Source organism: Pseudomonas furukawaii (assembly GCF_002355475.1).
Classification (GTDB): Bacteria; Pseudomonadota; Gammaproteobacteria; order Pseudomonadales; family Pseudomonadaceae; genus Metapseudomonas; species Metapseudomonas furukawaii.
Genome location: NZ_AP014862.1, coordinates 1,437,734 through 1,459,070 on the forward strand (window position 1 = coordinate 1,437,734; position 21,337 = coordinate 1,459,070).

Annotated in this window: 21 protein-coding genes; 6 read left to right on the forward strand and 15 right to left on the reverse strand. The window is 67.8% G+C overall.

The annotated features are described in order from the left end of the window. Positions 1 to 36: 36 nt before the first annotated feature. The 4 genes from KF707C_RS06660 to KF707C_RS06675 form a co-directional block, all read right to left on the reverse strand. Positions 37 to 1,140 carry an enoyl-CoA hydratase/isomerase family protein gene (locus KF707C_RS06660; protein WP_036993713.1) on the reverse strand — a complete coding sequence of 368 codons (1,104 nt, stop codon included), beginning with the start codon at positions 1,138 to 1,140 and terminating at the stop codon, positions 37 to 39. An 11-nt stretch (positions 1,141 to 1,151) separates the two neighbouring features. Continuing rightward, entirely contained in the window at positions 1,152 to 1,970 is an 819-nt protein-coding gene (locus KF707C_RS06665; protein ID WP_003455329.1) for an enoyl-CoA hydratase, read from the reverse strand. 18 nt (positions 1,971 to 1,988) lie between these two features. Beyond that, entirely contained in the window at positions 1,989 to 3,152 is a 1,164-nt protein-coding gene (locus tag KF707C_RS06670; RefSeq protein ID WP_003455328.1) for an isobutyryl-CoA dehydrogenase, read from the reverse strand. A 90-nt stretch (positions 3,153 to 3,242) separates the two neighbouring features. Next, positions 3,243 to 4,736 (reverse strand): CoA-acylating methylmalonate-semialdehyde dehydrogenase, encoded by a 1,494-nt coding sequence (locus tag KF707C_RS06675; RefSeq protein WP_003455325.1) that lies wholly within the window; start codon positions 4,734 to 4,736, stop codon positions 3,243 to 3,245. 131 nt (positions 4,737 to 4,867) lie between these two features. Here KF707C_RS06675 and KF707C_RS06680 point away from each other — a divergent pair, with 131 nt between their 5' ends. Then, complete coding sequence (locus KF707C_RS06680) at positions 4,868 to 5,749, forward strand: AraC family transcriptional regulator (RefSeq protein WP_003455324.1); 882 nt, start codon at positions 4,868 to 4,870, stop codon at positions 5,747 to 5,749. An 87-nt stretch (positions 5,750 to 5,836) separates the two neighbouring features. Here KF707C_RS06680 and KF707C_RS06685 read toward each other — a convergent pair whose 3' ends face one another. Continuing rightward, on the reverse strand, positions 5,837 to 6,679 hold the full coding sequence (locus KF707C_RS06685; protein WP_003455322.1) for an HDOD domain-containing protein: 843 nt from the start codon (positions 6,677 to 6,679) through the stop codon (positions 5,837 to 5,839). 107 nt (positions 6,680 to 6,786) lie between these two features. Here KF707C_RS06685 and ung point away from each other — a divergent pair, with 107 nt between their 5' ends. Then, positions 6,787 to 7,482 (forward strand): uracil-DNA glycosylase, encoded by a 696-nt coding sequence (gene ung / locus KF707C_RS06690; protein ID WP_003455294.1) that lies wholly within the window; start codon positions 6,787 to 6,789, stop codon positions 7,480 to 7,482. Positions 7,483 to 7,487: 5 nt separating this feature from the next. Here ung and KF707C_RS06695 read toward each other — a convergent pair whose 3' ends face one another. The 6 genes from KF707C_RS06695 to KF707C_RS06720 all read right to left on the reverse strand — a co-directional run bounded on the left by KF707C_RS06695 (position 7,488) and on the right by KF707C_RS06720 (position 13,824). Continuing rightward, on the reverse strand, positions 7,488 to 8,351 hold the full coding sequence (locus tag KF707C_RS06695) for a DUF6279 family lipoprotein (protein ID WP_003455293.1): 864 nt from the start codon (positions 8,349 to 8,351) through the stop codon (positions 7,488 to 7,490). A gap of 141 nt (positions 8,352 to 8,492) precedes the next feature. Continuing rightward, positions 8,493 to 9,512 (reverse strand): AbrB family transcriptional regulator, encoded by a 1,020-nt coding sequence (locus KF707C_RS06700; RefSeq protein WP_003455292.1) that lies wholly within the window; start codon positions 9,510 to 9,512, stop codon positions 8,493 to 8,495. Next, on the reverse strand, positions 9,505 to 11,013 hold the full coding sequence (locus KF707C_RS06705) for a tripartite tricarboxylate transporter permease (RefSeq protein WP_003455291.1): 1,509 nt from the start codon (positions 11,011 to 11,013) through the stop codon (positions 9,505 to 9,507). Before KF707C_RS06705 ends, KF707C_RS06700 begins: the two co-directional genes overlap by 8 nt. Position 11,014: 1 nt before the next feature. After that, positions 11,015 to 11,458 carry a tripartite tricarboxylate transporter TctB family protein gene (locus KF707C_RS06710; RefSeq protein ID WP_003455290.1) on the reverse strand — a complete coding sequence of 148 codons (444 nt, stop codon included), beginning with the start codon at positions 11,456 to 11,458 and terminating at the stop codon, positions 11,015 to 11,017. A gap of 96 nt (positions 11,459 to 11,554) precedes the next feature. Further along, on the reverse strand, positions 11,555 to 12,529 hold the full coding sequence (locus KF707C_RS06715) for a Bug family tripartite tricarboxylate transporter substrate binding protein (RefSeq protein WP_003455289.1): 975 nt from the start codon (positions 12,527 to 12,529) through the stop codon (positions 11,555 to 11,557). Between the two features lie 29 nt (positions 12,530 to 12,558). Beyond that, entirely contained in the window at positions 12,559 to 13,824 is a 1,266-nt protein-coding gene (locus tag KF707C_RS06720) for an OprD family porin (protein WP_003455283.1), read from the reverse strand. 204 nt (positions 13,825 to 14,028) lie between these two features. Here KF707C_RS06720 and KF707C_RS06725 point away from each other — a divergent pair, with 204 nt between their 5' ends. Together KF707C_RS06725 and KF707C_RS06730 are read left to right on the forward strand one after the other, a co-directional pair. Continuing rightward, entirely contained in the window at positions 14,029 to 14,700 is a 672-nt protein-coding gene (locus KF707C_RS06725; protein WP_003455276.1) for a response regulator, read from the forward strand. Beyond that, positions 14,693 to 16,078 (forward strand): sensor histidine kinase, encoded by a 1,386-nt coding sequence (locus tag KF707C_RS06730; protein ID WP_003455274.1) that lies wholly within the window; start codon positions 14,693 to 14,695, stop codon positions 16,076 to 16,078. Before KF707C_RS06725 ends, KF707C_RS06730 begins: the two co-directional genes overlap by 8 nt. 20 nt (positions 16,079 to 16,098) lie before the next feature. Here KF707C_RS06730 and KF707C_RS06735 read toward each other — a convergent pair whose 3' ends face one another. The 3 genes from KF707C_RS06735 to ygfZ all read right to left on the reverse strand — a co-directional run bounded on the left by KF707C_RS06735 (position 16,099) and on the right by ygfZ (position 18,727). Next, positions 16,099 to 16,854 carry a substrate-binding periplasmic protein gene (locus KF707C_RS06735; protein WP_003455272.1) on the reverse strand — a complete coding sequence of 252 codons (756 nt, stop codon included), beginning with the start codon at positions 16,852 to 16,854 and terminating at the stop codon, positions 16,099 to 16,101. Positions 16,855 to 16,920: 66 nt separating this feature from the next. Further along, the gene (locus tag KF707C_RS06740; protein ID WP_003455270.1) at positions 16,921 to 17,757 is read right to left on the reverse strand and encodes an HDOD domain-containing protein; all 837 of its coding nucleotides are present in this window, start codon (positions 17,755 to 17,757) and stop codon (positions 16,921 to 16,923) included. A gap of 28 nt (positions 17,758 to 17,785) precedes the next feature. Then, positions 17,786 to 18,727, reverse strand: coding sequence for a CAF17-like 4Fe-4S cluster assembly/insertion protein YgfZ (gene ygfZ / locus KF707C_RS06745; RefSeq protein ID WP_003455268.1), 942 nt, complete (start codon positions 18,725 to 18,727; stop codon positions 17,786 to 17,788). A gap of 119 nt (positions 18,728 to 18,846) precedes the next feature. Between ygfZ and KF707C_RS06750 the strand changes: the two genes are divergently transcribed. After that, entirely contained in the window at positions 18,847 to 19,101 is a 255-nt protein-coding gene (locus KF707C_RS06750; RefSeq protein ID WP_003455264.1) for an FAD assembly factor SdhE, read from the forward strand. Next, complete coding sequence (locus tag KF707C_RS06755; RefSeq protein WP_003455262.1) at positions 19,085 to 19,537, forward strand: protein YgfX; 453 nt, start codon at positions 19,085 to 19,087, stop codon at positions 19,535 to 19,537. Before KF707C_RS06750 ends, KF707C_RS06755 begins: the two co-directional genes overlap by 17 nt. Here KF707C_RS06755 and nadB read toward each other — a convergent pair. Further along, positions 19,506 to 21,122, reverse strand: coding sequence for an L-aspartate oxidase (nadB, locus tag KF707C_RS06760; RefSeq protein ID WP_003455260.1), 1,617 nt, complete (start codon positions 21,120 to 21,122; stop codon positions 19,506 to 19,508). The genes KF707C_RS06755 and nadB overlap by 32 nt on opposite strands. Positions 21,123 to 21,337: the final 215 nt, after the last annotated feature.

Sequence of the window (21,337 nt, forward strand, 5' to 3'; positions counted from 1 at the left end):
TCTCCTTGGCCCGGCCGTCCGGTCTCGGGCCTCTGGTCAGAGATCGTCCAGGGGGTGCGGGCCGTCCCACACCGGCTCGAAGTGGGCTTCGATCACCGCCCGGGGGATGGCCGACACGTCCGGCCAGTGCCAGCGCGGGGCGTTGTCCTTGTCGATGAGGCGCGCCCGCACACCCTCCGGGAACTCCGGATGGCGGCAGCAGTTCAGGCTCATGGCGTATTCCATGCGGAACACCTCCGCCAGGGACAGGTGCCGGGCTCGGCGGATCTGCTCCCAGACCAGGTGGGCGGTGAGGGGGCAGCCGTTGGCCAGGGTCTTGGCGGCGCGGGCCAGGGGTACGTCGGCATCGTGCTGCAGGGCGGTCATGGCCTTCCAGGCCGCCGGCAGGTCGGCCACGTCCAGCAGTGCGTCGATGCGCGGTCGGCGCGGCAGCCACTGGGCCTCCGGCAACTGGCTGCGGGCTTCCTGTTCCAGGGCCTTGAGCAGGCTGTTGAGCTGCTGGCCGGCCTGCGACTGCCAGTTCAGCTGGACCAGCCCGCCGAGCAGGGCCTCCTGCTGGTCATCCAGCAGGAAACGGTCGGCCAGGTTCAGGTCCAGGGCGTCGCGGGCGTTGATGGAGCCGGCCCCGAGCCCCAGAAACAGGCCGAGCTTGCCCGGCAGGCGGGCGAGGAACCAGCTGCCGCCCACGTCGGGATAGAGCCCGATGCTGATTTCCGGCATCCCCAGGCGGCTGGAGGGCGTGACGATGCGGATCGACGCACCCTGCATCAGGCCCATGCCGCCACCCAGCACGTGGCCGTGGGCCCAGCAGATGAACGGCTTGGGGTAGGTATGGATGCGATGGTCCAGGCGGTATTCATCGGCGAAGAAGCGGCCCGCCAGCGGGGGCACCACGCCCGGGTGTTCGCGGCAGGCGTCCACCAGCTTGCGCACGTCGCCGCCGGCGCAGAAGGCCTTGGGGCCGGCGCCCCGCAGCAGCACGCAGACGATCTCCGGGTCGCTGGCCCAGGTGCGCAGCCTGGCGTCCAGCGCCTCGATCATCGGCAGGGACAGGGCATTGAGGCTGGTCTCGGCATCCAGGGTGGCGATGCCGATGCGGGCCCCGTGAAGGCCGCTGCGTTCTTCGAAGCTCAGGTTCATGGTCATTCTCGTCACTTGTTTCGCCAGTGCGGGTCGCGTTTTTCCAGGAAGGCGTTGACACCCTCGCGGGTGTCCTCGGCGTCGAACAGGTCGACGAAGCGCTCACGTTCCTCCGGCAGCCAGCCGTTGGGCCCGCGTTCGCGCGCCCCCTGGATCAGCGGTTTGATGGTGCGCACCGCCACGGGGCTCTGCCGCGCCACCTTGGCTGCCAGCAGCAGGGCGGTGCCACGGGCTTCGCCACTGTCCACCACCTGTTCCACCAGGCCGATGCGCAGGGCGGTCTCGGCGTCCACCCGCTCGCCGCAGAGGATCATGCGCTTGGCCCAGCCTTCGCCCACCAGCCAGGGCAGCGCCTGGGTGCCGCCGGCGCAGGGCAGGAGGCCGACCGTGGCTTCCGGCAGGCCCATCTGGGCCTGGCGTTCGGCGATGCGGATGTCGCAGGCCAGGGCGCACTCCAGTCCGCCGCCCATGGCGTAGCCATTGATGGCGGCGATGGAGACGCCACGGAAGTCCCGCAGGGCCTCGAAGGCTTCGCCGAATCGACGGGCCATTTCGCGGGCGCGGGCCTTGTCGCCGTCGGCGAAGAGGTTGAGGTCGGCGCCGGCGCTGAAGAACTTCTGGCCCTGGCCGGTCACCACCAGGGCGTAGATGCCGTCGTCATGGTTCAGGTGCTCGATCAGTTGCTTGAGGCCGATCAGCGACTCACGGTCCCAGGTGTTGGCCGGCGGGTGGTTGATGGTGATCAGCGCGGTGTGCCCGTGCTTCTCCACGGTGAGCTTGTGGGTCAGGTCGAAGATGCCGGGCTGATAGGGTTCTACGGCGGTGCTCATGCAGTTCTCCTTGGATCGTCACGACAGGCGGTCGAGGCTGCCGCCCTGTTCCAGTAAACGACGCGCCACGATGACGCGCATGATTTCATTGGTGCCCTCCAGGATCTGGTGCACCCGGGTGTCCCGTACCCAGCGTTCCAGCGGGTAGTCGTTCAGGTAACCGTAGCCGCCGTGGAGCTGCAGGGCCTCGTTGCAGAGTTCGAAACACTGATCGGTGGCGAAGCGCTTGGCCATGGCGCAATGCAGGCTGGCCTCGGCGTGCCCCTGGTCGAGGTGATGGGCGGCCAGTCGCACCATCTGGCGGCTGGCGGTCAGCGCCGTGAGCATGTCGGCCAGTTTGAACTGCAGCGCCTGGAACTGCGCCAGGGCCTTGCCGAACTGCTTGCGCTCCTCGACGTAGCGAAGGCTCTGCTCCAGGGCCGCCTGGGCGGCGCCAAGGGAGCAGCTGGCGATATTGAGGCGGCCGCCGTCCAGCCCCTTCATGGCGTAGACGAAGCCCTGGCCTTCCGGGCCGATGCGGTTGCCGGCGGGAATGCGCACCGCCTCGAAGGTGATGGTGCGGGTGGGTTGGGCACGCCAGCCCATCTTGTCCTCGTTGCGGCCGTAGCGGATGCCCTCGGCATCGGCCGGCACCAGGAAGCAGGAAATGCCCTTGGCGCCGTCGTCCCCGGTGCGTGCCATCACCACCAGGACCTGGGTGCTGCCGGCGCCGGAAATGAAGCACTTGCTGCCGTCCAGCACATAGTGATCGCCATCGCGTCGGGCGCGGGTGCGCAGGTGGGCGGCATCGGAGCCGGCATCCGGCTCGGTCAGGCAGTAGGAGGCCAGCCGTTCGCCGCTGATCAGGCTGGGCAGCCATTGGGCCTTGAGTGCGGGGTCGCCGAAGGAGGCGAGCATCCAGGCGGCCATGTTGTGGATGGTGAGGTAGGCGGTGGTCGCCACGCAGCCTGCCGCCAGCTGCTCGAAGATCAGCGAGGCGGAAAGCCGGGAGAGGCCGAGGCCGCCGTCCTCCTCGGCGATGTAGAGGCCCAGGTAGCCCTGTTCGGCGGCGCGCCGGATGACGTCCAGGGGGAAGTGGTGCTCGCGGTCCCAGTCGGCGGCGTGGGGCGCCAGTTCGTGTTGGGCGAAGGCGCGGGCGCTCTCCACCAGCAGGCGTTGTTCTTCGGTGAGGTTGAAATCCATAGGTCTAGGTCTTGGTCGCTATAAGCCGAATCATGCGGAAGCGCGCTTGCGATCCGTTCGGGGTCGCGCGCGGAACGCACTCCCGCGGTCCTATTTCAGGTGGATGGTCATGTTCGGGCCAGTCACCGGTGCATCGTCGAACCAGCGACTGGTCACCGTCTTGGTCTCGGTGTAGAAGCGCACCGCCTGTTTGCCGTAGGCGTGCAGGTCGCCGTAGAAGGAGCCCTTCCAACCCGTGAAGGAGAAGAAGGGCAGGGGCACCGGAATGGGCACGTTGATGCCCACCTGGCCCACTTCCACCGCGTGCTGGAAGTGCCGCGCGGCGCCTCCGGAGCGGGTGAACAGGCTGGTGCCGTTGCCGTAGGGGTTGGCGTTCACCAGGGCGATGGCCTCGTCCAGGGTGTCCACTTCCAGGCAGATCAGCACCGGACCGAATATTTCCTCCCGGTACAGGCCCATTCGGGTGGTCACGCCCCGGAACAGGGTCGGGCCCAGCCAGTTGCCCTGGGGGAAACCCTCCACCTCACAGCGGGAGCCGTCCAGCAGGCACTCGGCGCCCTCGGCCTTGCCCTCGGCGATCAGGCGCAGGACCCGTTGCCGGGCCTGCTGGCTGATGAGCGGGCCGAAGGCGGCCTGGGCATCCTTCCAGTGGCCGGGGCGCAGGGTCGCCATCTGTTCCGCCAGTTCGGGAATCCAGGCCCGCGATTCACCCACGAACACGGCCACGCTGATGGCCATGCAGCGCTGGCCGGCGGCGCCGCAACTGGCGCCGACCAGGTTGCTCAGCACCTGCTCCTTGTGGGCGTCGGGCAGCACCACCATGTGGTTCTTGGCGCCGGCGAAGGCCTGCACCCGTTTCAGGTGCGCGGTGCCGGTGCGGTAGATGTGCTGGCCCACCGGCACCGAGCCGACGAAGGAAATGGCCCGCACGTCGGGGTGCGTGAGCAGGGCGTCCACCTGCTCGCGGCCACCGTGGAGCACCTGCAGCACCCCCCCGGGCGCACCCGCTTCGAGGAAGAGTTCGGCCAGGCGATTGGGGGTCAGCGGGTCCTGCTCGGAGGGCTTGAGGACGAAGGTGTTGCCGCAGGCGATGGCCAGGGGAAACATCCACAGCGGGATCATCGCGGGGAAATTGAAGGGGGTGATGCCGACGCACACGCCGAGGGGTTGCACCCAGCTGGCGATGTCGATGTCGCGGGCGATGTTTTCCGCCGTCTCACCCATCATCAGGCTGGCCACATTGGCGGCATGCTCGACCACCTCGATGCCGCGCCAGACGTCGCCCTTGGCGTCGGCGAAGGTCTTGCCGGTCTCGCGGGCCAGCAACTCGGCCAGTTCGTCGTGGTGTTCCTTGAGCAGTTGCTGGTAGCGCAGCATCAGGCGGGCCCGTTCGGGCACCGGCACCTCGCGCCAGCTGGCGAAGGCGGACTGGGCGCTGGCCACCGCGGCCTCGATTTCTTCCGCCGTGGCCTTGGGCGCCAGGGCGAGGACATCCTGGGTCGCCGGATCGGTCACTTCGATCAGTTCGCGGGCGCGGCTTTCGCGCCACTGTCCGTCGATCAGTTGGGGGATGGTCCTGGGCATCTCGCACTCCACCCGCCAGGCGGGACCTTGTGGTTTCTTGTTCTTATAGCGGCCGCCGAGCCACTTGTGGATTGACGATCTTGGGTGGGGGATGGACGATCTTGGTACTGCGGCCATCCACAAGAACGACCATGAACCGCTTCGTCGAAACCTCCAACTGGCCCCTTCCGGCCAATGGCGTGCGTTTCACCACGCCGCCACGCCTGCGTCGGCTGCTGGCCCGCCACCCGCTGACTTCCGCCTGTTATCCACTGGCGCTGGGCTATTACCCCGAGGCCCGGGGGCACCGCATGGAGCGCCAGGCGCCGGAGGATTACCTCCTGATCTACTGCCGTGCCGGCCAGGGCTGGCTGGACAGCGAGGATGGACGATTCGAGGTGGCGGGTGGTGACCTGCTGCTGCTGCCTCGGGGGCAGGCCCACGCCTACGGCGCCGACCCCCAGCGTCCCTGGAGCATCTACTGGGTGCATTTCGAGGGCGAGCTGGTGGCGGACTACCTGCGCCCCCTGGGGAGCGCGCCGCTGCGCAGGATCGGCGCCCAGCCGCGCTTGCTGGCGGACTTCGATGCCTTGCTGTGCCTGCGCCGGCAAGGCCTCAACCTGCCGCATTTCATCTACGCCGCCCATCAGTTGCAGACCCTGCTCACCTCCCTGGCGGTGCTCCCGGTGCGGGGCTTTCTCAAGTCCGGACGAGTGCTGGATGTGGATGCGGTACAGGCGGTGATGCGCGCCCATCTCCATGACAGCCTGAACCTCGACCAGTTGGCGGCGCAGTTCAAGCTGTCGCGCTTCCACTTTGCCAAGACCTACCGGGCGTTGACCGGCCACGCGCCGATCCAGGACTTCATCCAGCTGAAGATGGCCCATGCCTGTCGCCTGCTGGACGAAGGGGACCTTGGCGTCAAGCAGATCGCCGAGCAACTGGGTTACGAGGACGTCTATTACTTCTCGCGGCTGTTCAGGAAGGTGGTGGGCATGGCGCCCAGCCATTACCGGGCGTTGCATCAGGGCTGAGTGCGTGCCCTTTCGCGGGCGAGCCCGCTCCTGCAGCGGGGTGTGGCTTTGCCGGCGAATGATGCGGATTCGTAAGCGGGTGCGCGGTCAATCGGTATCGAGGGGGCGGCCTCCCAGCAGCTTCAGCCACAAGGCCACCACTTCCGCGAGGTCCGCCCGCAGTTCCCGGGGCGCTGGCAGCGCCATGCGCTGGTAGGCGGGAAGCCGGGCCAGGCGCTCGTCGTCCCGGGGCTCTTCCAGTAGTTGGCTGGCGACCTGGACCACGTCCGCCAGGTCCACCGGCCCCTTGTGCTGGCGGCACCAGTCCTGGCGAAGGCGGGCGCATTCGATCAGGCCAGCCGGCAGGTTCCACGCCCGCAGCAGCAGCACGCCCAGTTCGGCGGAGAGCTGTTCGCAGAGCCGCTGCAGGTCCACCTCCAGGCGCGACACCTGGGGCCAATGATGGAGCTCGCGCAACAGCGGCAGGCTGCCCACGTCCTGCAGCAGGCCGGCCAGCAGGGCGTCCTCGACCTCCAGGTGCGGCACGTGGCGGACCAGGCCGGCGCTCAGGGCGGCCCGTTGCAGGGCGAGGTGCCAACGTTTTTCGAAGACCGTCACCAGGCGCGGTTCGCTGCCGTCGTACAGCTGCCGCAGCTCGAAGGCCAGTACCAGGTTGGCCAGGCGCCTGCCGTCCAGTTGCTCCACCAGGTCCCGCAGGCCGGAGCATGGGCGGACGTGGCCCAGCAGGGGCAGGCTGGTGAACTGCCGCAGTCGCTCGGACAGGGCGGGGGCGTCCTCCAGGAGGGCGCAGGCCTGCTCCCGCTCCGGCGTGGGGTTCGCCAGCAGGTGGCGCAGGTGCCGGGCGACGGGCGGCATCGGCGGCAGGGCGTCGCGGGTCCCGAGGAAACGTTGGTACAGGGCGCGTTTCACCGAATCGTGTCGGTTGTCCATGTGGATCAGCTCCAGTCGTCCTTGATTGACAAGGGTAGTGGGCATTTCTTAGGGTGCCCGACCACCGGGCGGGTAGCGTCCCGGCAAGTGCGATGAGATGGGATGCGATGACTGACAGCGAAGACCGGATCAAGCTCGAAGCGAGCTGGAAAGACGCCCTGCGGGACGAGTTCGACAAGCCCTACATGGCGGCACTGGGTGAGTTCCTGCGGCAGGAGAAAGCCGCCGGCAAGGTGGTCTTTCCGCCCGGACCGCTGATCTTCAACGCCCTGAACTCCACCCCGCTGGACAAGGTGAAGGTGGTGATCATCGGCCAGGATCCCTACCACGGGCCGGGCCAGGCCCACGGCCTGTGCTTCTCGGTGCAGCCGGGCGTGCCCACGCCGCCCTCCTTGCAGAACATCTACAAGGAACTCAAGCGTGACCTGAACATCGAGATGCCTTCCCACGGCTACCTGCAGTCCTGGGCGGAGCAGGGCGTGCTGCTGCTCAACACTTCCCTCACCGTCGAGCAGGCCAGGGCGGGCTCACATGCCGGTGCCGGCTGGCAGTCCTTCACCGACCGGGTGATCGAGGTCGTCAGTCAGCGTCAGCCGCATCTGGTCTTCCTGCTGTGGGGCGCCCATGCCCAGAGCAAGGAGCGCCTGATCGACCCCACCAAGCACCTGATCCTCAAGTCGGCGCATCCGTCGCCGCTGTCGGCGTACCGCGGGTTCCTCGGCAACGGGCACTTCAGCCGCTGCAACAAGTTCCTCGCCCAGCACGGACTGGAGCCGATCGACTGGAACCTCCCGCCACTCTGAGCGGGTCAGCGGGGGTAGCATTCCAGCCCCTTGAGGTCCGCCACCAGGTCGTCGATGCGCTCGCGCAGATGCGCCCGCTGCGACGCGTCGGCGCTGTTGAACAGGTCGCTGAGCAACCGCGCCAGGTTCCTTTCCACCCGGGGATAGGTGTCGCGATAGGCCGTCGTCCAGAAGTGTTCCGGCTGCTGCAGCAGCGCCGTGAGCCGGGACGGAAAGTCATCGAGGTGGCGGCCATACAGCGCGGTGCGCAAGGCCACCAGCCAGGCCTCGCGATTCTCCGCCCAGATCCGGTTGTAGTCGCCCTGGGCCCGGGCCCAGGCCTGGATGCTGCGGCGCTGGTCGGTCCGCAAGGGCCCGAGCCATTCCCGAGCCCGATCCTCCATGCGCTGGGCACGCGCTTGCGCCTGCTTCGCCAGGGAGGGCGCCACGTGCTCCTCGCGCAGTTCGGCATTGCGCTCATCCATGGCCACGTAGATCTGGCCCATCTGCCGGGGCGTCAGGCTTTCCGTCAGGCCCAGCGCGGTCGGGGTGATTTCCCGGGCGATGGTGGCCATGGCGCCGCGTATGCGGGTGATCCGTTCCTGCACCTCCTCTTCAGTCAGACTCGGGCGCTGGCTGAGCCGGGACATATCGTCCAGCCAGGCGACGTACTCCGGCAGTTGGGTGCGACAGTGCCAGGCCAGGTGCCGCTGCAGGCGCGGCTCCAGCCAGGCCTTCTGGGACGGCTCGAGGCTGACGTAGTTGCCGATCCACCAGGGGATCACCAGGTCCAGGTTGCGGTAGGCGAGGTCGAGCCGGCTACAGGCCGCCAGCAGCAGGAGGGCGGCAAGCAGGACAAGCGGTCGAAGGCGTTGTATGCGTCCGGGCATGGCAGGGCTGGGCGAGGGCGGATGGGGAAGAGGATAGGCGCCTTCGCCTGACCTGGCACAAGGGGCTATGTCCGGATATTGCCGCGATGCCGGACGGCGCCGCCTGGCCCGTGAGGAGCCCGGACGAATGTCGTTCGGACCTCAGCTTTCAGCCTTCAATTGCCAGCGCCTGAACACCGGTTCCGCGAGGAACAGCACCAGCAGCAGGCGCAGGACCTGCAGGGCGGTGACCAGGGGCACCGAGAGCTGCAAGGCTTCGGCGGTGAGGCTGAGTTCGGCGATGCCGCCGGGCATCATCCCCAGCATCAGCGAGCGGTGGTCGAGGCCGTCCAGCCAGCCGAGCAGCTCGGCGGCCAGGGCGGCAAAGGCCATGCCCAGGGCGGTGGCCAGCAGGGTGCGGGCGATGAAGGATGGGGCGCGGCGGAAGAAGGCGCGGTCGAAGTGGCAGCCCAGGGCGCTGCCGATCAGCCATTGCCCCAGCTCGCTCGCCCCGTCGGGCAGGCCCAGGCGCAGGTCGAAGCCGACGCACAGGACGGCGCTGACGAGCAGGGGGCCGATCAGCCAGGGGTTGGGTTGGTGATAACGCTGCATCAGCAGGGCCAGGGCGGCGCCGCCGGCCAGCGCCAGGCCCAGCCAGGTCCCGTCCACCGGCGCGGCCTGGTGGAGCGCAGGCCCTGTGCCGAGGAACAGCTGGAACAGGGCGGGCACGCTGAGCACCACCAGCAGCAGGCGCAGGCTCTGGGCGGCGGCGACGCGGCTGGTGACCGCGCCGTTGCGGCTGCCCAGGTTGACCATTTCGCTGGCTCCGCCGGGCATGCTGGCGAAGAAGGCGGTGGCGCGGTCCTCGCCGCTGCGCAGCATCAGGCGGATACCGATGAGGCTGGAGAGGGTGGTGGCCAGCGCGCCCACCAGGATCACCGCGCTGTTGGCCAGCACCTGTTCCACCACCGCCGGGGTGAAGTGCAGGCCGATGCCGACGCCGACTATCCATTGACCGCATTTGCGGCCGCCGGGGATTTCCGCCAGCGGCCGGTTAGCGATGCAGCGGACGGCGATCACCGCCAGCAGCGAGCCCACCATCCAGGGCAGGGGCCAGCCCACGAGGCTGGCCAGCGCGCCGCCGGCGGCGCCCACCAGGGGCGTCAGCAGCCATTTAGGCATGGGCCAGCTTCGCCTTGCTGCGCGCGCGCCACCAGCGGATGCCCGGCAGGGCCAGCATCAGCACGGTCAGGGCCCAGAGTGCGAGGGTGATGGGGCTGCCCCAGAGGATGCCGAGGTCGCCGTTGGTGATGGACAGGGCGCGGCGCAGGTTCGATTCCATCAGCTCGCCGAGGACGAAGCCGAGGATCAGCGAGGAGAGCGGGAAGTCCATCTTGCGCAGCAGGTAGCCGAATACGCCGAGGGCGGCCATCAGCACCAGGTCGAAGGTGGTGCTGTGCACCGCGTAGACGCCGACGACGCTGACCACGGTGATGGCCGGCACCAGGATCCAGGTCGGCACGCTGAGCATCCGAGCGAACAGGCCCACCAGCGGGATGTTCATCAGCAGCAGGATGACGTTGCCGATGAACAGCGAGGCGATCAGGCCCCACACCACATCAGGCTGCTGCTCGAACAGCAGCGGGCCGGGGGTGATGTTGTACAGGGTCAGGGCGCCGATCATCACCGCGGTGGTGCCCGAGCCCGGTACGCCCAGGGTCAGCATCGGAATCAGCGAGCCGCAGGCCGAGGCGTTGTTGGCCGCTTCCGGTGCCGCCAGGCCGCGCAGGTCCCCTTCGCCGAAGCGACCGGAACTGCCGGCCATGCGCTTCTCGCTCATGTAGGTGATGGCGCTGGCGATGGTGGCGCCGGCCCCCGGCAGGACGCCGATGACGAAACCGGCCAGGGAGCTGCGTACCGTGCTCCAGCCGACCGTCGCCAGCTCCTTCAGGTTGAACAGCATACGGCCGCTGGCTTTCACGGCGGTCTGCCCGGTGCTGGTGTGCTCCAGCATGAGCAGCACTTCGCTGACGCTGAACAGGCCGATCACCACGATGACGAACTGGATGCCGTCGGAGAGTCCGACGCTGTCGAAGGTGAAGCGGTAGACGCCGGTGGTGGCGTCCACGCCCACGGTGGCCAGGCCCAGGCCGATCAGGGCCGACAGCAGGGTCTTCACCGGCTTGTCGCCGACCATGCCGCCCAGGCAGGCGATGGCGAACACCATCAGCATGAAGTACTCGGCCGGGCCGAAGGCCACCGCCCAATTGGCGAGGATGGGCGCGAAGAGGACCACGCCGATGGTGGCGATGGTGCTGCCGATGAAGGAGCTCATGGCCGACAGCGACAGGGCGATGCCGCCCTTGCCCTGGCGGGCCAGGGGATAACCGTCGAGGGTGGTCATGATGGCGGCGGCGTCGCCCGGCACGTTGAGCAGGATGGCGGAGATGCGGCCGCCGTACTCGCAGCCCAGGTAGACGGCGGCCAGCAGGATCAGGGCGGTTTCCGGCGGCAGGCCCAGGGCGAAGGCCAGGGGCAGCAGGATGGCCACGCCGTTGATCGGGCCCAGGCCCGGCAGCAGGCCGACCACGGTGCCGACGAAGGCGCCGAACAGGGCCACCAGCAGGTTGATGGGGCGCAGGGCGACATCGAAGCCCTGGGCCAGGAAGTTCAGGGTTTCCATATCAGTTCTCCAGGAGGCCGAAGACGCCGAGGGGCAGCGGGACGTCCAGCAGGTAGTCGAACAGGCCGTAGAGCAGGACGCCCATCAGCACGCCGCTCACCAGGCTGGGGATGGGCCGGCCGTTGAACAGCAGGCCGAGGCTGAAACCCACCAGGGCCGTGCTGAGTACGAAGCCCAGCGGTTCGAAGAGCAGGGCGTAGGCCACCAGGGCCAGGACGCAGAGGGTGACCTTGCGTGCCAGGGGCCAGGAGATCGGTCGGTTGCCGGCGTCGCCCGGCTTGTAGAGCAACCAGGCGGCAGCCGTGGCCATGAGGAACAGCAGCAGCAGGGGATAGGCGCGAGGACCTACCGGGTCATAGCTGAAGGGAGCCTGGAAGCCCCAGGCCACTACGGCGAGAAAGGCGCAGACGAGCAGCCAGACCGCAGCGAAGATTCGGACGTGCATGGCGGTTTACCCAGAAGCGGTTGATCTCCCCTCTCCCGGCGGGAGAGGGGCCGGGGGTGAGGGGAGCGTCCGCCTCACCCGGACTTTCAGGTCAGTTCACTGCGCGAGGCCGAACTCACCGGCGAGCTGCTTGTACTGCTTGACCTGGTCGAAGACGTAGGCCTTCAGTTCGTCGCCGGTCATGCTCAGGGGGAAGAGGTCACGCTGTTCCCGCAGCTTGGCGAAATCCTCGCTGGCCAGCAGGGTGTCGAACTGCTGCTTCCACCAGTTGAAGTCCTCGTCGCTGACTTCCGGTCCCATGTAGAAGCCACGAATGACGGGCCAGGTGATGTCGAAACCCTGCTCCTTCGCGGTGGGGATGTCGGCGAGCTTGCCGGGCAGGCGCTGGTCGGAGAGCACCGCCAGCACGCGGATCTTGCCGGCCGCCAGCTGCGGGGTGACTTCACCCAGGCCGCTGCTGGTGACCTGGACGTGGCCCCCCAGCATGGCGGTGAGGGTTTCGCCGCCGCCCTCGAAGGCCACATAGCGCAGCTTCTGCGGGTCGATGTCAGCGGCGCGGGCGATCAGCGCGGTCTGCATCCAGTCCTGGCCGCCGATGGTGGCGCCGGCGCCGAAGACGATGCCGCCCGGGTCCTTCTTCACGGCTTCCACCAGTTCACCCAGGGTCTTGTAGGGCGAGTCGGCACGCACGGAGATCGCGCCATAGTCGGTGCCGATCCCGGCGAGCCAGCGCACGGCGTTCTCGTCGTAGCGGCCGAACTTGCCCTGGGCCAGGTTGAGCAGGGAGCCGGAGGAGAACGCGGTGATGGTGCCGGCGTCCTTCGGGCGCTGGGCCACCACGGCGTTGTAGGCCACCGCGCCGACGCCGCCGGGCATGTAGGTGACGCGCATCGGCGACTTCAGCAGGCCGCTGTCCTTGAGGCCGCTCTGGGCCAGTTTGCAGGTCAGGTCGAAGCCGCCGCCGGGTTTGGCGGGGGCGATGCATTCCGGACGCTTGGGCTCTGCCATCAGTTGGGTGGAGAGCAGGAGGCCGGAGGTGATCAGGGCGATGCGGGAGAGGGCAGTCTTCATGGGGTTCTCCTGTGGAGTTTTATTGTGGATCACCAGATCGGCAGCGCGTAGCTGACGATCAGGCGCAGCTCGTCCGCATCGCGGGCGAAGGTGGAACGGAAACCGGCGTGGCGGGCGCGGAAGGTGAGGTCCTTGAGGGTGCCGCTCTGCACCACGTACTTGAACTCGACATCGCGCTCCCATTCGCGGCCTTCTTCGCTGCTGCCGGTGACCTGGGCGTTGTCGCTGGTGATGTAGCGGGTCATGAAGCTCAGGCCCGGGACGCCGAAGCGGGCGAAGTCCAGGTCGTAGCGAGCCTGCCAGGAACGCTGGTCGGCATTGGCGAAGTCGTTGATCTGGACGAAGTTGACCAGGAAGGGGTCGCTGCCGTCGATGTAGGCGTAGCCGGTGTCGCCGCTCATGCGCTGGTAGCCCAGGCCGACCTTGTGGGCGCCCTGGCCGTAGCTGAGCATGCCGTTCAGCGCACGGTTGTCCACCTTGCCGGCGTCGGCGCGGCCGCTGTCGTCGCTGATGGCGTAGCGCAGGTCGGCGCTGAGGGTGCCGGCGCCCAGGGGCTGGCTGGCCAGCAGGCCGAAGAAATGCTGGCGGTAGACGTCGTCGAGTTCGGCGAAGTAGTAGCGTCCGGTGAGTTGCTTGCTGAAGGCGTAGTCGGCGCCGGCCAGGTCGAAGTGGGAGCCGGTGGCGGCGCTGGCGAAGCGCTTGTTCTTGTTGTTGAGGGCCAGGTCCTCGGAGTTGGTGGAGGCCCGGTCCTTCACCTCCCTGAGGCGGCCGCCGGTGAAGCTGAGGTCGCTGATTTCCTTCGAGGTGAGCAGTCCGCCTTCGAACACCTGGGGCGTGATGCGGCTGTCGCTGGCCTTGACCACCGGCAGCTCGGGGATATGGCTGCCCAGGCGCAACTCGCTGTTCGAGGCGCGGATCTTCGCGGTGAGGCCCAGTTTGCCGAACTGGTCCGGCGTGCCGCCGTCGTCCTGCACCGGCAGCAGGTCGGTGCCGCTTCGGCCCGGTCCGGAGTCCAGCTTGAAACCGACCATGCCCAGGGCATCCAGGCCGACGCCCAGGGTGCCTTCGGTGTAGCCGGACTGGATATTGAGGAGGAAGCCCTGGGCCCATTCCTCGCGCTTGGATTGGCCATCGCCTTCGCGGAAGTCGCGGTTCAGGTAAATGTTGCGGGCTTCGAGGGTGGCCGAACTGTCCTTGAGGAACTCGGCGCTGGCCTGGCCGGCCAGGGTGCAGCCCGCAATGGCGAGGCTGAGGGTACAAACAGGCGGAAGCGCCTGCCGTGCGGCAGTGAGCATCGGGTGGTCTCCATTGTTCTTGTTGTCGGGTCGGCGCAACCACGGGCCGGTCCGTTTGGTGGGTGGTACTTGCCACCCTGGAGCGATGCTAGGACCTGAAGCTTTCGCCAGCCTTTCACGCTGAAAGAAAGTTCGCGCGGCGTTCACAGCGGCGGGCGGGCCGTTACACTTTGGGGCGATAGCCGTCCTTTCGGAGACATTCTCGTGCGAATCCTGCTGGTCGAAGACCATCCCCAACTGGCGGAAAGCGTGGCCCAGGCGCTCAAGGGCGAGGGCTGGACGGTGGATGTGCTGCATGATGGCGTGGCCGCCGACCTGGCCCTGGCCAGCGAGGACTACGCCCTGGCGGTGCTGGACGTGGGGTTGCCACGCATGGATGGCTTCGAGGTCCTGGCGCGTGTGCGTGGGCGGGGCAAGACGTTGCCGGTGCTGATGCTGACCGCCCGGGGCGAGGTGAAGGACAGGGTGCACGGCCTCAACCTCGGCGCCGACGATTACCTGGCCAAGCCGTTCGAGCTCACCGAGCTGGAGGCGCGGGTGAAGGCCTTGCTGCGCCGCGCCGTGCTGGGCGGGGAGCAGCAGCAGCGTTGCGGCGCGCTGGTCTATGACCTGGGGACGCGGCGTTTCACCCTGGCGGAGGAGCCGCTCAGCCTGACCTCCCGCGAGCAATCGGTGCTGGGGGCGCTGATCGCGCGGCCGGGGCGGGTCATGAGCAAGGAGCAACTGGCGTCCCAGGTCTTCGGCCTGGACGAGGAGGCGAGTCCGGACGCCATCGAGATCTACATCCATCGTCTGCGCAAGAAGCTGGAGGGCAGCGCAGTGCGCATCGTCACCTTCCGCGGACTGGGTTATCTGCTGGAGAGCCAGGATGCGTGAAGCCGGCAGCCTGCGCGGCAGGCTGCTGCGGCGCCTGGCCCTGATGCTCGGCGGGCTTCTGGTGATCGCCAGTCTCAGCGCCTACTGGAATGCCCGCGAAGCGGCCGACACCGCCTATGACCGCACCCTGCTGGCATCGGCCCGGGCCATTGCGGACGGTCTCTACGAAGCCGATGGCCGGCTCAAGGCGGATGTGCCTTATGTGGCCCTGGACACCTTCGCCTACGACATCGCCGGGCGCATTTTCTATCAGGTGATCGATCCGGACGGAAAGCTGGTGTCCGGCTACGAGCAACTGCCCCCGCCGCCGCCAGGTACCCGGCGCACGGATGACTATCCGGCACTGGCGCGTTTCTACGATGCCGAGTACGAGGGCACCGGGGTTCGGGTGGTCAGCCTGTTGCAGCCGGTCAGCGAGCCGCGCCTGAACGGGGTGGCGGAGATCCGCGTGGCCGAGACCGAGGGGGCACGCGAACGGCTGGCCCGTGGCCTGCTGGTGGACAGCCTCTGGCGCCTGGCGCTGCTGGTGGCGGCGGCCCTGTTGCTGGTCTGGCTGGCGGTGAGCGCGGCCCTGCGTCCACTGAACAAGCTGCGTATCGCCGTCGAGGAGCGGGAAGCCGACGACCTGCGTCCGCTACCGGAGGTGGCCGTGCAACGCGAGTTGAGGCCGCTGGTGGATGCATTGAATCAGTTCACCGAACGCTTGCGCGGGCTCTTCCAGCGTCAGGCGGACTTCATCGCCGACGCGTCCCACGAGTTGCGCACGCCCCTCGCCGCCCTGAAGGCGCGGGTGGAGCTGGGGTTGCGCGAGAAAGACCCGGCCGTCTGGCGGGCGACCCTGGAGGAGGCGGCGCAGAACACCGATCGCCTGACCCACCTGGCCAACCAGCTGCTCTCACTGGCGCGAATCGAAAGTGGTGCCCGGGCCATCGCCGAGGGGGGCGCCGAGCGCATCGAGCTGGGGGCGCTGGCGCGGGAGCTGGGGATGGCCCTGGCGCCCCTCGCCCACGCCCGGGGCATCGCCCTCGCGCTGGAGGCCGAGGACCCGGCCTGGGTGATGGGTGAACCCACCCTGCTCAACGAATTGCTCAACAACCTGGTGGATAACGCGCTGGCCCACACACCCAAGGGGGGCAGCGTGGTGCTGCGGGTGAGCGCGCCGGCGATCCTGGAGGTGGAGGACGAAGGCAGCGGCATTCCGCCCGAGGAGCGGGACAAGGTGTTCCAGCGCTTCTACCGGCGCTCCGGCCAGGGCCATGGTGCGGGGCTGGGGCTGGCGATCGTCGGCGAGATCTGCCGCGCCCATCTGGCGGAGATCAGCCTGCATGACGGGGAGAGCGGCGGCCTCAAGGTCAGGGTGAGTTTCCCGCCGGCCTGAGTGGCCGCCGGCTGTTCGTTTCAGGGGGCCAGGCTCAGGGGCTGCTGCACTTCCATCAGGTATCGGGCCGTGCGGCCGCTGTCACGCAGCGCCGCCAGGCCCTTGTTGAAGCGCGCCATGAGTTCGGCGTTGCCGGGAATCTCGCGGGACAGCATCAGGTGCAGGCTGTCGCTCCGGAGCGGCCTGGGGTGGAAGCTCATCTGCCGGCGCTCGGCGGAGCTGAAACGGTCGTTGAGCAGGGCGAAGGCCACCACCTTGTCCATGGGAAAGGCATCGAGCCGACCGGCGAGCACCATGCGCAGTCCCTGTTCCTCGCTTGCCAGGCGATTGACCTGGAGCTGTCCGCTGGCCTCGGCCCGCTGGAAGGCCTTGCCGTAGTCGTAGCCGATGCCGCCGCCAAGGCGCAGCCCGCTGAGGTCGCCGACCTGCCGCCAGTCGAGGGGACGGTCCTTGCGGTGGAAGAGGTAGTAGCCGCTTTCGATCACCGGCTCGCTGATATGGAAGGCTTTCTCCCGCTCCGGATTGCGCAGCCAGAGGGCGGTGCCGGTGCGTTCGCCCCGTTCGGCCAGGTAAAGGGCGCGGGCCCAGGGGTAGAACTCCCAGTGGACCTCGATGCCCTCCAGGGCGAAGGCTTCCGTGACGATGCGCGACGCGACGCCCCTGTGGGGCAGTTGTTCGCCGAGGTAGGGCGCCCATTCGCCGTTGGTCAGGCGCACCGCATCCGCGATGCAGGGGCCGGAGCAGAGCAGGGTGATGGCAAGGAAAAGGGCGCGCATCGGGTCCATCCAGCGGCGGGTGACGAGGGCTGAGTCTAGCGCCGCCCGGCCCGGTGCGCGCAGTTTTTACTGGAGCATGCCCATGGCCGCTTCCATGGCGGCGGAGAGGTCTTCGTCGGCCTGCATGTCGACATTGGGGTCCAGGCCGAGCTTGGCGAAGGCGGGCACCTGGCTCCAGTCCAGCTGGGTGAAGGGATGCTCGCTGCCCAGGTAGCTCTGCAGGGTCGCCACCTGGACGATGTCGACGTAATCCACCTTCGCCGAGTTGCGGCTGAAGTCCAGGAACTGGGACGGCACGGCGGCGATGGGGTCGGGGAATTCCCAGGCCCGCAGGATGCGGTCGCCGATCATGGGGTGAATGCGTTCGATCACGTGGTTGAGGCTGATGGAGTCCGCCAGCAGCTCGTTGTGGTCTTCGGCATAGGTGAGGATCGGCAGCACGCCGATCTGGTGCACCAGGCCGGCGAGGGTGGCCTGGTCGGGCATCAGGCGGGTGTAGTGGCGGCAGAGGACATGGCAGATGCCGGCGATTTCGGTGCTCTTGTTCCACACCTCGCGCATCTTGCGGTCCACCACGTCGGAGGTGGCCTGGAACATCTGCTCCATGGCCAGGCCCGTGGCCAGGTTGCAGGTGTAGTTGATGCCCAGGCGGCTCACGGCCATCTGCAGGTCGGTGATCTCCTTGTTGGTGCGCAGCAACGGGCTGTTCACCACCTTGATGATGCGGGCGGTGAGCGCCGCGTCATTGCCGATCACCTTGGCCAGGGCCGGGATGCTGGCATTGGGGTCCTCGGCGGTCTCGCGCACGCGCAGGGCCACTTCCGGCAGGGTGGGCAGCACCAGCTCATCGTTGTCGATGGCCTGGATCAGTTCCTGTTGGACTTTGTCGGCAAGCTTGCTCATGGGGGATCTCGTCTGTGGCTGGCGGCGGTCAGCGCTGGATCTCGCGATCCGCGTCCAGGGTGTAGGGGAGGCTGAGCAGGCTCAGGGCGGGGCCGTCGGCGGCCCCCAGGTAGAGGCGGCCATCGTTCACGGCATCTTCCTGGAGTACCGCCAGGAGTTCGCCACCCGGGCCGGTCGGGGCGGCCAGTACCACTTCGCCCACGGAGCTCTGGTGGACCGGGGAGAAGAGTTCGACGCCGGGCCCGGGCAGTTCGCCGTCGGCCAGTGCCAGGCGGTAGAGGCGGCGCTTGAGCTTGCCCAGGTACTGCATGCGGGCGACGATTTCCTGGCCGGTGTAGCAGCCCTTCTTGAAGCTGACGCCTCCCAGGGCCTGGAGGTTGATCATCTGCGGGATGAACAGCTCGCGGGTGGGACCGAACACCTGGCCGATGCCGGCGCGCACCTGGGCCAGCAGCCAGGCGTCCAGCGCCACTTTGGGCAACTGAGCGGCAAGGCGGGCCTCGAGGGTGGCGGCCTCGGCGGCGGGGGCCCAGAGTTCGGCACGGCCATCGGCCAGGCGCAGCGCGATCAGCGCTCCCTCGCGCGCCACGGCGTCGGCGCTGCGGGGCAGGTCGAGGCCAAGGGCGAGCAGGGCGCCATCGCCCTGGCTGAGGCCGAATCGCACCCAGTTGGCGCTTTCGTCGGAGAGGCTGGACTTGGAGAAGACGGCGTACTTCTTCAGGTCGGCCAACTGGGCGTCCAGCAGGTCGGCGGACAGGGCCAGCAGGAACCCGTCACCCTCGGTCAGGATCCGGAAGCTGGAGATCATCCGGCCCTTGGGGGTGCAGCGGGCACCCAGGCTGCAGGTGGCCTGGTTGAGGTAGTTGAGGTTGCAGGTCAGCTGGCCCTGGAGGAATTTCGCGGCGTCCACACCGCGGACGGCGAGCAGGCCTTCGTGGGAGAGCGTACAGAAGAATGCGGAGTCGGCCATTGCGGATCGCTGGAAAAAAGTCTGGGGCGCCATCATAGAGTTCCGCTGGTGGCTTGTCAGCGGGTGCCCGGGGCGGCGGCTGTGGTTATAATGCGCGCCTCTTCCCTGGAGGCGCTGTGATGGCCGACGCAATTGAACTGAACCGACTCTTCTGGCACAGCCGTCGCGGCATGCTGGAGCTGGATGTGCTCCTGGTGCCCTTCGTCCAGGAGGTCTACCCCGACCTGGATCCGGAAGACCAGGCCCGCTACCGCAAGTTGCTGGAGTGCGAGGACCAGGACATGTTCGGCTGGTTCATGCAGCGCGGCGAGCCGGAAGATGCGGACCTGCGCCGCATGGTTCGCATGATCCTGGACCGTGTCCAGCCGAAGTGACGCCTTCGAATGCCACTGGCGCCCGTCGCGGCGCCTGCTGGCGGTCTATCTGACCCTGTCTTTCCTGGCCGTCCTGGCCATTCTTTCCGCCGACCTCCCCCTCTGGGCACGCTGCTTCGCCTGGCTCGCCTGTGCGCTCCATGCCCTCTGGCACCTGCCCCGACAGATTCTGCTGACCGCTCCCCAGGCCATTACGGGGCTGCGGCTGGATGGCGACGGTTGGCAACTCTGGAGCGAGGCGAGCGGCTGGCGGCCGGTGCAGTTGCGCCCGGACAGCCTGGCGTTGCCATGGCTGGTGATCCTGCGCTACCGCCTGTCGGGACCTGGGTGGGCGAGGGGACTGTGCATTCCGGCGGACTCCCTGGATCGCGAGCAGCACCGCCGGTTGCGGGTGAGGTTGGCCTTCAGTCGCCGAAGGTGGGCGGAACCAGGATAGTGTCCCGGGCCTCGGGCAGCAGGTCCGGGTAGTCCAGGGTGTAGTGCAGGCCTCGGCTTTCGTGGCGCTGCATGGCCGAACGGATCATCAGCTCCGCCACCTGGGCCAGGTTGCGCAGTTCGATCAGGTCCCGACTCACCTTGTAGTTGCTGTAGAACTCGTCGATCTCGCTGAGCAGCAGCCTCACCCGGTGCTGGGCGCGCTGCAGGCGCTTGTTGGTGCGCACGATGCCCACGTAGTCCCACATGAAACGCCGCAGTTCGTCCCAGTTGTGGGCGATGATCACGTCCTCGTCGGAGTCGGTCACCTGGCTGGCGTCCCAAGTGGGCAGGTCGATGGGCATCTCCACCTGGTCCAGTTGGTCGACGATGTCCTCCGCCGCCGAGCGCCCATAGACGAAGCACTCCAGCAAGGAGTTGCTGGCCATGCGGTTGGCGCCATGGAGACCGGTGAAGCTGGTCTCGCCGATGGCGTAGAGGCCGGGGATATCGGTCCGGCCGTGATGGTCCACGACCACGCCACCGCAGGTGTAGTGGGCGGCGGGTACCACCGGGATGGGCTCCCGGGTGATGTCGATGCCGAAATGGAGGCAGCGTTCGTAGACGGTCGGGAAGTGGCTCTTCACGAACTCGGCCGGCTTGTGGCTGATGTCCAGGTAGACGCAATCCACACCGAGGCGCTTCATCTCATGGTCGATCGCGCGGGCCACCACGTCCCGGGGCGCCAGTTCGGCGCGGGGGTGGAAGCGCTGCATGAAGCGTTCGCCGTTGGGCAGGCGGAGCAGGCCGCCCTCGCCGCGTACCGCTTCGGTGATCAGGAAACTCTTGGCCAGGGGGTGGTAGAGGCAGGTGGGGTGGAACTGGTTGAACTCCAGGTTTCCCACTCGACAACCGGCGCGCCAGGCCATGGCGATACCGTCGCCGCAGGCGCCGTCGGGGTTGCTGGTATAGAGGTAGACCTTGGCCGCCCCGCCTGATGCAAGCACGGTGAAGCGGGCATGGCAGGTGTCCACCTCGCCGTTGTCGCGGTTCAGCACGTAGGCGCCGAGGCAGCGCTGGCCGTCCCGTCCGAGTTTGCGCTCGGTGATCAGGTCGACGGCGACACGCTGCTCCAGCAACTGGATGTTCGGACGCTTCTTGGCCTGTTCCAGCAGGGTATTGAAGATCGCGGCGCCGGTGGCATCGGCGGCATGGATGATGCGCCGGTGGCTGTGGCCGCCCTCGCGGGTGAGGTGGAACTCGAAGCCGCCGTCCTCTCGGGCGTTCTCGTCTTCGCGGGTGAAGGGCACGCCCTGGTCGATCAGCCATTGGATGGCGGCCCGGCTGTGTTCTACCGTGAAGCGCACGGCGTCTTCGCGGCAGAGGCCGGCTCCGGCGACCAGCGTGTCCTCGACATGGGAGTCGACCGTGTCGGTGTCGTCCAGCACCGCCGCGACGCCGCCCTGGGCCCAGAAGGTGGAACCGTTGCTGAGGTCGGCCTTGCTCAACACCGCGATGTTCAGGTGCGAGGGCAGGGTCAGGGCCAGGGTCAGGCCGGCGGCGCCGCTGCCGATGACCAGTACGTCATGCTGGAAATGTTGGCTCATGTCGGTTCCCGCGAAAAAAGCGGCGGCTAGTATATAGCCGGGGTGGTCGGCACAATAGCGCGCCTGTGACCCTGCTTGACGCCACGGAACTTTTTGAGTCGTTCAGGTTCCATTCAGGGTCACCGTTTTGAAGAGACAGTGCTTGCTTACACTGATGCAACCACCGCACGGAAAATGTGCAGCCCGGATGCCTGTTTATCAAGCGACTTATATTC